Annotated in this window: 8 protein-coding genes, 2 tRNA genes and 1 rRNA gene; 7 read left to right on the top strand and 4 right to left on the bottom strand. The window is 36.6% G+C overall.

Going from position 1 to position 10,355, the window contains the following annotated elements:
• Positions 1–73 (top strand): 5S ribosomal RNA (gene rrf, locus K4422_RS13665); the annotation flags it as partial.
• Positions 74–145: 72 nt separating this feature from the next.
• Here the strand turns inward: rrf and K4422_RS12830 are convergent.
• The 3 genes from K4422_RS12830 to K4422_RS12820 form a co-directional block, all read right to left on the bottom strand.
• Positions 146–1,621 carry a C69 family dipeptidase gene (locus K4422_RS12830; protein ID WP_230711398.1) on the bottom strand — a complete coding sequence of 492 codons (1,476 nt, stop codon included), beginning with the start codon at positions 1,619–1,621 and terminating at the stop codon, positions 146–148.
• Positions 1,622–1,925: 304 nt separating this feature from the next.
• Positions 1,926–1,998 (bottom strand) — tRNA-Thr (locus K4422_RS12825).
• Positions 1,999–2,202: 204 nt separating this feature from the next.
• A complete protein-coding gene (locus K4422_RS12820) occupies positions 2,203–3,423 on the bottom strand; it encodes a serine hydrolase domain-containing protein (RefSeq protein ID WP_230711397.1) in 1,221 nt (406 codons plus the stop codon).
• A 133-nt stretch (positions 3,424–3,556) separates the two neighbouring features.
• Here K4422_RS12820 and K4422_RS12815 point away from each other — a divergent pair.
• The 6 genes from K4422_RS12815 to K4422_RS12790 all read left to right on the top strand — a co-directional run bounded on the left by K4422_RS12815 (position 3,557) and on the right by K4422_RS12790 (position 9,241).
• A tRNA-Asn gene (locus K4422_RS12815) sits at positions 3,557–3,630 on the top strand.
• Between the two features lie 230 nt (positions 3,631–3,860).
• On the top strand, positions 3,861–4,853 hold the full coding sequence (locus K4422_RS12810; RefSeq protein ID WP_230711394.1) for an acyltransferase family protein: 993 nt from the start codon (positions 3,861–3,863) through the stop codon (positions 4,851–4,853).
• 242 nt (positions 4,854–5,095) lie between these two features.
• Positions 5,096–6,424, top strand: a complete 1,329-nt coding sequence (locus K4422_RS12805; RefSeq protein ID WP_230711390.1) for an aminopeptidase C — start codon at positions 5,096–5,098, stop codon at positions 6,422–6,424.
• Positions 6,425–6,683: 259 nt separating this feature from the next.
• Positions 6,684–7,466 carry a tyrosine-protein phosphatase gene (locus K4422_RS12800; RefSeq protein WP_230711388.1) on the top strand — a complete coding sequence of 261 codons (783 nt, stop codon included), beginning with the start codon at positions 6,684–6,686 and terminating at the stop codon, positions 7,464–7,466.
• Between the two features lie 16 nt (positions 7,467–7,482).
• Positions 7,483–8,316, top strand: coding sequence for a fructosamine kinase family protein (locus K4422_RS12795; RefSeq protein WP_206904329.1), 834 nt, complete (start codon positions 7,483–7,485; stop codon positions 8,314–8,316).
• 190 nt (positions 8,317–8,506) lie between these two features.
• A complete protein-coding gene (locus tag K4422_RS12790) occupies positions 8,507–9,241 on the top strand; it encodes an acyl-ACP thioesterase domain-containing protein (RefSeq protein WP_206904327.1) in 735 nt (244 codons plus the stop codon).
• A 128-nt stretch (positions 9,242–9,369) separates the two neighbouring features.
• Here K4422_RS12790 and K4422_RS12785 read toward each other — a convergent pair whose 3' ends face one another.
• Positions 9,370–10,338: an asparaginase gene (locus K4422_RS12785; protein WP_230711387.1), complete on the bottom strand. Its 969-nt coding sequence runs from the start codon at positions 10,336–10,338 to the stop codon at positions 9,370–9,372.
• Between the last annotated feature and the right edge of the window lie 17 nt (positions 10,339–10,355).

Here is a 10,355-nt window from a genome sequence, read left to right as displayed (position 1 = left end):
ACACAGAAGTTAAGCTTCTTAGCGCCGATTGTAGTGAAGGGTTTCCCTTTGTGAGAGTAGGACGTCGCCACGCAAATGTTAAGCCAAGTCAGTTTGACTTGGCTTTTTTTATAGTAAAATTGTAAATAGAAACAACTATCTGGCATTAGAGATTGTCATTGTGTTTTGTTGGGGTTAGTTCGGTCATTTTAACAAGTAGTTGTTTGTTTAATTCTTTGTATTTCTCCAAAGAGTACTTCGCAAATTTTTCAGTTTGCTCATTTAAATAAGTTGGAAGATTATCAGGAGTATCTTTTATAATTTGTTTAGCTTCTGTATCGATTTTTGCTACCTGTTTTGCCAAATAGTCACGTACTTCTTGGCGTAGCGGTAATGTTTCTTTTGTTTTAAATTCTTGATAGTTTGTTTTTGTTAAAATATTTGTTACGCGATAAGTCCAGTAAGCAGAATTTCCATCTGGAAGATCAGTCCCTGCTTGATAATAGGCAGGCGTTTTGGTAATACCACTATAAAATGGGACATAATTACTTGTATCTGTCACACCTAATGCCAACCAATGAATACCACTTAATTCTTCAGGAACGTCACTACGAAATTGTAAAATATGAGACTCCATCGTATTCGGTACTGAAATCGGCCGATATTTATCAGCTTTTGATCCTGTCATGGTGTCGTATTTTGTCCCGTTGAAATGAAGGGTTAGGATATATGCAACTTTTGCAAAAGATATTGGTTCATCTGGTTTCTCAAATAGATTGAAATCAGTATCGGTGATTTTTTTCTTTTTAGATGGTGTCAGCATCCGTTGTCCGTCCCACATTCGTGGTAAATTGTACTGGGCATCTTCTTTTGTATCTGCAAAAATATCCCGGACAGAGAATTTTTCGGAATTTTTTGCGAGTTTATTCGTCTCAACAAAGTTTTTTAAGCCGGTTGAAACTTGAACGTTTCCTTGATCTGTTGTATCGATGTCCCCAATCGTCAGGGTATTGGCAATGACAGCATACTGATTATCTGGTACGCGAACGGCTACCCAATGATGTCCAGAAACAATCTCCATATACCAAATTTCTTCTTTATTTGAAAAAATTACCCCATTTACCTCAGCAGCGCCTTTTTCTTCAACGATTTTCCCTAAGCGTGCAACACCTTCTTTAGGAGAAGTAATATAAGGCAAGACAACGGTTACAATTGAATCTTCTGCAATGCCGTTTTCAACTAACGGGTCTAGTTTTAATACTTTTTCTTTTGTGGTAGCAGATTCTGTACCACTCATGGCAACGTTCGCACTGTTAATTCCAGCTTCCTCGTAAAGGCCCTCACTAGTATCCCATTCTGGTGTGGCACTATATTTTAATTGTTTGCTTGGTAGTGTAAGGGCAAATTTATTTCCCTTAGAAACATAATTAGTCGGATTTGTGTTAGCTTGACGAATGACAAAGTGTTTGGCCCAAGCAGTCCCCATATCTTCATTGCGGGCGATCATTGTTGAGCCATCGTTACTGGCATCTTTTCCTACTAGCACCGTTGTACAAGCATTTGCTGTTGAAGAGATGGCTAAGGATGCGGCCGTTATTGCCAAAGTTATTCCCAATTTCTTCAACGATTTTGTTTTGAACATTTTTTTTCACTCCTCTTATTCTTTTTTACGAATTGAGCATAACAATAAATGTATACGCTTACAATTAAAATCGAGGCCTTTGTGAAAGAAAAAGCAAATAGATTAGCTGACAATGATTAGGCTTTATAATTGTAATAGTATTGTGAATATAGCGACAATTTAACTATATAAAAACTAAAAAAATTAAAAAGTTAACAGACTATATTTTTCTGCGGGATAAATTATTATTAGTTTATGTCATTTTATCTAGCTTGAAGGAATTGTAAATAAAAAAAGAACCTTGATATATCAAGGTTCTTAGAAGAGCCACCTGCCGGGCTTGAACCGGCGACCCCCACCTTACCATGGTGGTGCTCTACCAGCTGAGCTAAGGCGGCAAAATTGTTATTTCTTTCAAGCACAAGAAATATTATAGCTAAGCAAAATCATAAAGTCAATAATTTTTGCTGATAAATTAGTCACGCTACGTGATTGGGTATAATCGATAAAGTTTATTAAGTCATGACATGTTTCAAAATTAGAAAAGCTAACAGCAACTCATGCAGTAGAAGAGTTGCTGTTAGCTATTAAAAATAAGATTTTTAAAACTTAGCCGATACGCCGGTTAAGTCAGTGTAGAGGTTAGCGATCAAGGTTTGATAATTTGTTACATTCCCGTGATTGCTCAAAAGAAAAACGGCATCATTGCCATCTTTACTAATAAGTACCATGCAATGTTGGGAGGCGATCATGCCATTTGCTCGCAGGTACATGCCCTTATCATACTGTCCACCAGTATAAGTTGCTTTGGTTTCTCTCTGCCATGCTGCATTCAAAACATCTGGCGTTACTAAATTTCCGGATAGTAACTGATGATAGTACCAATATAAATCTCCAGCTGTCATGCCCAGATTACCTGTACCTAATTCGCGGACAAATTGCCCAGTCTTTTCTGTCACGATTTGATTATAATCAGCTGCATCTTTACCGCCATAAGAAACGGTATGATTAGCATTTTGATACCAGTTTGGATAGGTGACTAATTGTCTAAGGCCTAATTGACTCTTAAAAGTATTTTCAACAAGTTGTGCATAACTAGTATGGGTAATTTGGCGTAAAATACCAGCTAATAAGACATAATTGACCGGAGAATAGAAGAAACGGCCACTGTATTTTAACTGTGCATTATTGACAGCAAAATTTACAACTTCAGCTTCATTGGTCACAGTCAAAGGAATTTCTGACAATGTAAGTCCTGACGTCATATGTAGCATTTGACGAATTGTGATATTTTCACTGCCAAAAACCTGCGGGAAAAACTGACTTAAAGGTGTCTCTAGACTTAAGCGGCCCGCTTCAATTTGCTTATAAATCAGAGTAGCGGTAAAACTTTTTTGAACAGAACCAATTTGGTAAAGTGAGTGAATACTATTTCGTTTTTGTTCAGCAAAGTTTTGATAACCATATCCTTGGTGTAAGATAATCTGCCCATTTTTTACAATCAGCGCCGTCCCGACAAAGTTGCCCAGTTTTAAACTATTATCATAGTTATCGCTGCTGGCAAGTAAAACATCTTTATCTAGATTTTGATAATCATTCGCAGTAAGAGGCGTGGTGATAGTCGGATCATTTTCAGCGTCAGGCTGCTCGGTGTTGCTACTTTCAATTGTTGCTTCTTTACTAGCTTCAGTGGTACTAGCCGTAGCAAAAAAGAGATTGTGTCGATTGCCGTACAGCCAGTAGCTTAATAAAGTGAAGATTAACAAAAATAATATAGGATAAATCAATCTTTTTTTCTTATTCTTAAAATGACGTCCGCGCATAATTCAACCTCCAAAATTCAATTCATTTTACTCGTCTTTGAGCGAAAAGAAAAGTATTTTAAAAAAACTGGAGAAATTTTTTAAAATTATCTTGCGCAAATTTAAAAGTATTGCTATCATAATATTACATTATTCCGGCATAGCTCAGTTGGTAGTAGCGCATGACTGTTAATCATGATGTCGTAGGTTCGAGTCCTACTGCCGGAGTTTAACTCTCGATTTTTTAATCGAGAGTTTTTTTGTTCTTCATTGGCTAATTTCTGTCTGTTGGCACAGTTGAAAACATAGGTAAAGTATTTGTCTTTTTCGTAAAAAAGCTGTTAAGTAAATGATATTCAAATTGAAGGTAACTTTAAGTTTTCTCTGCTATCCTTTTAATTGCATCACAAATCAAGTTTTGATTACAATTAAGCTATGAAATAAAAAAGGAGAGCGTTATGAAGCAGCGTATGGCTTTTTTTGATAATGCGAAGTTTATCTTGATGGTTTTGGTGGTATTTAGCCATTTATTGGAACCTTTTATTGAAGATTGGCAAGGTTATCACAATCTGTACTATTTTATTTTTATGTTTCATATGCCTGCCTTTATTTTGATTGCGGGCTATTTTTCGAAAGGATTGCAAAAGGGAAAAGTAGGGAAAGTAATGAAAAAGACGTTACTCCCGTACCTGATTTTTCAATTGGTTTATTCCAGTTATTATGCCTTAATAGGATTAGAAAATCGTTTTTCCTGGGATGTTCTTGTCCCCAATTGGTCATTGTGGTTTTTAGTCAGCCTTTTTTGTTGGCAGTGTTCATTGGGATTGTTTAATAAAATGCCTCCTTGGTTGGCACTTACCATTGGTACCATACTTGCTTTAATTGTGGGATATTTACCATTTATTGATCGTAATCTTGCCATGCAGCGCACCTTTGTTTTTTTACCCTTCTTTTTAATTGGCCATTATTTCTCGTGGGAAAAACTAGTTGCAATTCGAAAACACCACCGCTATTCCATAGCTTTAATTGGTTTTGGGAGTATCTTTGCTTTTATCAATCAATTTGAAACCTTTAATAAGTATTTAGTTTTTGGTTCAAAACCTTATGAAGATTTTTTAAGTGCGCCACAACTGGGAGCTTTTGTTCGTTTATTAGTAATGATATTGGGATTTGTTGGGATTTTGTCTTTTCTCTTACTCGTGCCAAGACAAAGGACCTTTTATACGGATTTGGGGAAAAACACGTTAACTGTCTATTTATTACAAGGTTTTATCGTAAAAGGGCTGCGGGCACTAAATATTGCGGATATTAATTTAGGAATTATGGGTTTTATCGGGGTACTTCTTTTTAGTATCCTTTTAACGTTTTTACTTGCAGCTTCTAAATGGCAGCAGTTGTACCTTAAAGTTAAAGTAGGAATTCAAAAGAAGGCGTTAAAAAAATATGGCTAAAAGGTGCGAATAAAAAATAAGACAAAAGTTACCCTTCTACTTTGCAAAATACCAAAGTACTCTATGTACATGACCAAGATCGCGGGACTAAATTTGGTGTTTAATGAAGGGAGGTTGAAACTTTTGTCTTTTTTGTGTCATAAAAGTAAACTGATTTGTCAGAATTTTCACATCAGTTGTAATTTTCAATTGTCAGGGGTAGAATGAAAAAGTATGTTATTTCAATCGAGAGGATGAAGAAAATGTCAGCAATTAAAAAAGAATTGACAGCCAAATTTGCTGCTGCCTTTAAAGAAAATAATAAGCAAAACGCATTACAACGAGGTGTAGTAAAAAATGGGATCAGTGCCTCAGCAGAAAATATGAGCGCGCACGTAAATAACGTGCCAGTCTTTTCTGTTGATCTTGCCACTGGGAAAGTTGCAAATCAAATGCAATCAGGACGTTGCTGGATGTTTGCAGCACTAAACACTTTCCGCCATAAAATGTTGAATGCTTTTAATTTAAAAGATTTTGAATTATCCCAAAACTACACTTTTTTCTGGGATAAGTATGAAAAAGCAAACTATTTTTATGAAAATATTTTAGCGACTGCAACAGAAGAGTTAAATAGCCGTAAAGTGGCCTTTTTATTGCAAACACCACAACAAGATGGTGGGCAATGGGATATGATCGTTTCTATTTTTGAAAAATACGGCGTCGTTCCTAAAACAGCTATGCCTGAAAGTAGCAATTCTTCTAATTCTCGTGATTTGAACAATTATTTAAACAAAAAATTACGTAAAGATGCGGTGACGCTACGCAACTTGGTAGCCCAAGGAAAAGATGCAGCAGAAATTAAAAGTGTTAAAGAAAAAATGTTGGAAGAAGTTTATAACTTTTTGGCGATTTCTTTAGGAAATCCACCAGAAACATTTGATTTTGAATACCGTGATGAAGAAAAAAATTATCATCTGGATCAAAATTTAACGCCCCAAAGTTTTTATGAAAAATATGTTGGGGTTAACTTAAATGACTATGTCAGCATTATCAATGCACCAACTGCAGATAAACCTTACAATCAGTCGTATACGGTGGAAATGTTAGGAAACGTAGTGGCAGGCAAAGAAGTAAAATATTTAAACGTTGATATGGCTACTTTTAAAAAATTGGCAATTGCTCAATTAGAACAAGGAGAGTCTGTCTGGTTTGGCTGTGACGTAGGTCAATCTTCAACAAGAGATTCTGGAATTATGGCACTAGATGCCTATGATATGAATGATCTATTTGATATCGATTTTACTATGACAAAAGCCCAACGCCTAGATTATGGCGAAAGCTTAATGACGCATGCCATGGTTTTAACAGGTGTTGATTTAGTAGCTGGCCAATCAACAAAATGGAAAGTTGAAAATAGCTGGGGTGAAAAAGTTGGAACAAAGGGCTTTTTTGTAATGAGTGATGAATGGATGGACGAATACACGTATCAAATCGTCGTTCGTAAAGATTTATTATCACCAGAACAATTGGCCGCTTATGAAAAAGCACCAACTGTTTTGGCACCATGGGACCCAATGGGCGCTTTGGCATAAGCGTAATTTTCTTGCATAGAAGTGTTAAACAAAGACTAAGCTACGATTAGTGTAAAAGAGGACTTGTGATTGTGGACAATTGTTGGCAATCATAAGTCCTTTTTGTTATGAAAGCTAGAAGAAGGAACCTTTATTGCTTCTTTTATTGCAGAAGTTCTTTTACTGGAAAGGAAAATAAATACGCCACTTTGATTTTTCTGTTATACTTTTTATTAAATAGACGCAAGGGAAATCCCTGTCTTTAGAGGAGGCAGAAAAAATGGAACAGATTATTCAATTAGAAAAAGCAGCCAATGTCCGCGATTTAGGTGGCTATAAGGCTATTAATGGTATTGTCCGAATGAACAAGGTCATCAGAAGTGCAAGTTTATCTGAATTGTCATTCAACGATCAAGAAAAATTGCAACAATACGGCGTAAAAGATGTCGTGGATTTTCGCTCACCGAGTGAAGCCACAGAAGCACCGGATAAAACAATTCCCCAAGCAGCAGAATATTTTTTACCGGTTTTTGGTCATGATGAAACCAAAGTCTCCATTTCACCCAAAGAGTTATTAAAGCAATTGGAACAGGGAATGACCGCCAAAGCGCAAATGATTAAAGTTTATCGTCATTTTATTGAAGATGAGCATGCCCAAGCAGCATACCGCAAGTTTTTGCAAATTCTATTAGAAAACGACACAGAAAATACGAGTGTTTTGTTTCATTGTACTGCTGGTAAAGATCGGACGGGATTTGGTGCGGCATTAGTATTGGATTTATTAGAAGTAGATGCCCAGACAATTATGGCAGATTATTTAGCCACCAATCGCTATTTAAATGAGCGGATATCTGCTATGGTAAAAAAAGCCAAAGAACAAGGGGCGCCAGACTTATTAGTAGCTGGGATTAAAGACTTGATGAAAGCTGATGCTCTTTATTTAAAGGAAAGTTATACAGCTGCCAGAGAACATTACGGTAGTTTAAAAAATTACGTCAAAACAGGACTTGGTTTTACTGAAGGGGAAATAAAAGACTTACAAAAATTGTATTTAATCAAATAAAAAGGGGGCGATGAAGATGCTGCCAAAAGAAATCTTAGATTCCTTGGCTTTAGATGGTAAAGCGATTCCGATTGCCGGCGGGGATGTCAATCAATCATACCGGATTATTACTGCGGAAAATAATTACTTTTTAAAATTTCATCCTGGGGTTGACCAGTCTTTTTTTCAAGCAGAAGTCAATGGCTTAAAAGAACTCACAGACTTCATCCGTGTGCCGCAAGTGTACAATTGGGGACAGACGGCAGAAGGTTCTTATTTGGTCATGGAATGGATTGAACCAGGAGAAGGTACCCAAGAAGAATTAGCGGCTGCTTTAAGCATGATTCATCACCATACGCAAGAATTATTTGGTTTTTACGAAGATAATTATATTGGCGTCTTGCCACAAGTAAATGCCCAGACAAATAACTGGGTTGATTATTTTTTAACTTGTCGGTTAGATGTACAAGTAGAGTTGGCTAAATTGCACAATGTTTGGAATCTCAAACGAGAAGAGCATTACTTACGCCTAAAAGAACATATTTACCAGGCGTGGCAAAAACGCGAGGTTATGCCTAGTTTATTACATGGCGATTTTTGGAGTGGCAATTACTTTTTTGATACCACGGGTAAGCCGGTTTTTATTGATCCGGCAGTCTCTTATGGAGACAGGGAAATGGACATTGCTATGAGCCAGCTTTTTGGTGGTTTTCGTCAGGAGTTTATCGCGACGTATGAAGATTTATTTCCCTTAGAGGAGGGCTGGCAACAGCGACAGCCGATTTATCAACTATATTATTTACTCGTTCATTTAAATCAGTTTGGTGAAAGTTATGGTGAGCAAGTAGATGAAATTTTACAAGCTTTTTAAAACCGGAGAAAAAATTAATTTTGACTTAGAAGCTTCAACAATCAGGTACAAGTAATCGCGTAATCGCTGAATTTATATTTTTAAAGTTAGCGCTACTTTATAGAGGGAAAAGTTTTACTCCCTTTAGAAGATAACTTGGACTAAAATTTATCGCTTTTAAGGCTAGGTTTCAATTTAGGAGGAATTTTTTGTGGCAGTAAAATATACGCGCACTCATGAAGTCGCTTATTACGAGTGTGATGTAAATCAAACAATGACATTTCCCGCAATGATTGGGGTTGCGATTAAGACATCAGAAGAACAAAGTGATACATTGAATCGTAGTGCAGAATTTGTTCATCAATTTGGACTGACTTGGGTGATTACCAATTATCATTTTAAGATCAATCGGTTACCAAAGGTTGGAGAAGTTATTCAAATTGCGACACAGGCAATGGAGTATAACAAGTATTTTTGTTATCGAAATTTTTGGTTTTACGATGAAAAAGGCAACGAACTGTTAATGATTGAATCGGTATTTGTCTTAATGGATATAAAAAACCGTAAAATGGCTAGCGTGCCAGAAGAAATTATTGCCCCTTTTGAAAGTGAAAAAATTAAACGTATTAAACGATTCCCTGCTATTACAAAAGTAACGAATGGCCAGAGCCTGCCTTATCGAGTCAGATTTTACGACATCGATAGTAATCAACACGTGAATAACGCGATGTATTTTAACTGGATGATTGATGTATTGGGCTTTGATTTTTTGACTACCCATGTCCCACAAGTAGTAAATATCCGCTTTGACAAAGAAGTAGAATACGGCAATGAAGTCATGAGTCATTATGAAATTATTGCAGAAGACACAATTGAAAGTCGTCACGAAATTAAAATTGGTACACAACTTTATTGTGAAGCCAATATCAGTTGGATAGAAAAATAAAAGTAAAAAAAGACCTGTGGCAATAATTTTGTCACAGGTCTTATGTGTCTGTAAAAGTTAGGGTTAGTAAAATTTTATTTAAATGTACTGCTAGAATAAGTTTGACGTATTTTATTGCCTAAAGAGGATTAGTTTTCAATAAAATCTTTTAACTCGGCAGTGGTAAGCTGCCGGTTTTTGGCAATAAGTAATTTTAAGCGGGCTTTTTGCGAGTTGATACTATTCGCAAAAATAATGCCCATTTTTTGTAACTGAACGCCACCACCTTCATAATCATAAACCGCTTCGGCGATACCATTAAAGCAGCGGGAGACTAAAATAATTGGGATTGATTGCGCCAATAATTTTTTGAGGGGAGGAATCGTGTCGGGAGGCAAATTTCCTGCACCAAGAGCTTCAATGACTAAACCATCAATATTACTATGGGCCAATGCTTCAAATAAGTCACCGTGCATGCCGGCGTAAGCTTTAACAATTGGAATCATCCCCGTGACGCTGTCCACATCAATATGGGTGGCAGGTAAAACCTCTTGCATAAAAATAATCCGACTTTTTGTTACTAAACCGACAGGACCTAATGTTGGGGTTCGAAAAGTAGCGACATTGGTTGTATGTGTTTTTGTAACATAGCGAGCAGAATGAATTTCATCGTTCATCACCACTAGGACACCTTTTTCTTTAGCTTCTTTGCATGCGGCTACGCGAATAGCCGAAAAAAAATTATATAGGCCGTCGCTACCAAGTTCGTTACTAGAACGCATGGCACCCGTGATGACAATAGGTAGTAAATTTCCAATTGTGGTATCTAAGAAAAATGCCGTTTCCTCCAATGTATCTGTCCCATGGGTAATAACAATACCATCAAAACCGCTAAGTTTGGCATCTTGGATTCTTTCTTTTAGTTGCAACATTTCATTTGGTGTTACATGAGGGCTAGGTAAATTAAAGATATCTTCTACTACTAACTCTACGTCAGCAGGAATTTCTAAATTAGCATCCATTAAAGGATTCGCCACATCAGGACTAACGCCGCCCGTTAAATGGTCTTCTTTCATGGCAATGGTGCCACCTGTATGCAAAACAAGTAATTTCTTCATGATTTTTCCTTCCTTAC

The sequence above is a fragment of the Enterococcus sp. SMC-9 genome (assembly GCF_021011285.1).
Lineage (GTDB): Bacteria > Bacillota > Bacilli > Lactobacillales > Enterococcaceae > Enterococcus_C > Enterococcus_C montenegrensis.
Note: the sequence above shows the minus strand (reverse complement) of the source record. Positions and strands in the feature narration are given on the sequence as shown.

Excerpts from the sequence above, each read along its gene's own strand:
- K4422_RS12830 (WP_230711398.1), bottom strand. The coding sequence starts at position 1,621 with ATGTTCAAAACAAAATCGTTGAAGAAATTGGGAATAACTTTGGCAATA.
- K4422_RS12820 (WP_230711397.1), bottom strand. The coding sequence starts at position 3,423 with ATGCGCGGACGTCATTTTAAGAATAAGAAAAAAAGATTGATTTATCCT.
- K4422_RS12810 (WP_230711394.1), top strand. The coding sequence starts at position 3,861 with ATGAAGCAGCGTATGGCTTTTTTTGATAATGCGAAGTTTATCTTGATG.
- K4422_RS12805 (WP_230711390.1), top strand. The coding sequence starts at position 5,096 with ATGTCAGCAATTAAAAAAGAATTGACAGCCAAATTTGCTGCTGCCTTT.
- K4422_RS12800 (WP_230711388.1), top strand. The coding sequence starts at position 6,684 with ATGGAACAGATTATTCAATTAGAAAAAGCAGCCAATGTCCGCGATTTA.
- K4422_RS12795 (WP_206904329.1), top strand. The coding sequence starts at position 7,483 with ATGCTGCCAAAAGAAATCTTAGATTCCTTGGCTTTAGATGGTAAAGCG.
- K4422_RS12785 (WP_230711387.1), bottom strand. The coding sequence starts at position 10,338 with ATGAAGAAATTACTTGTTTTGCATACAGGTGGCACCATTGCCATGAAA.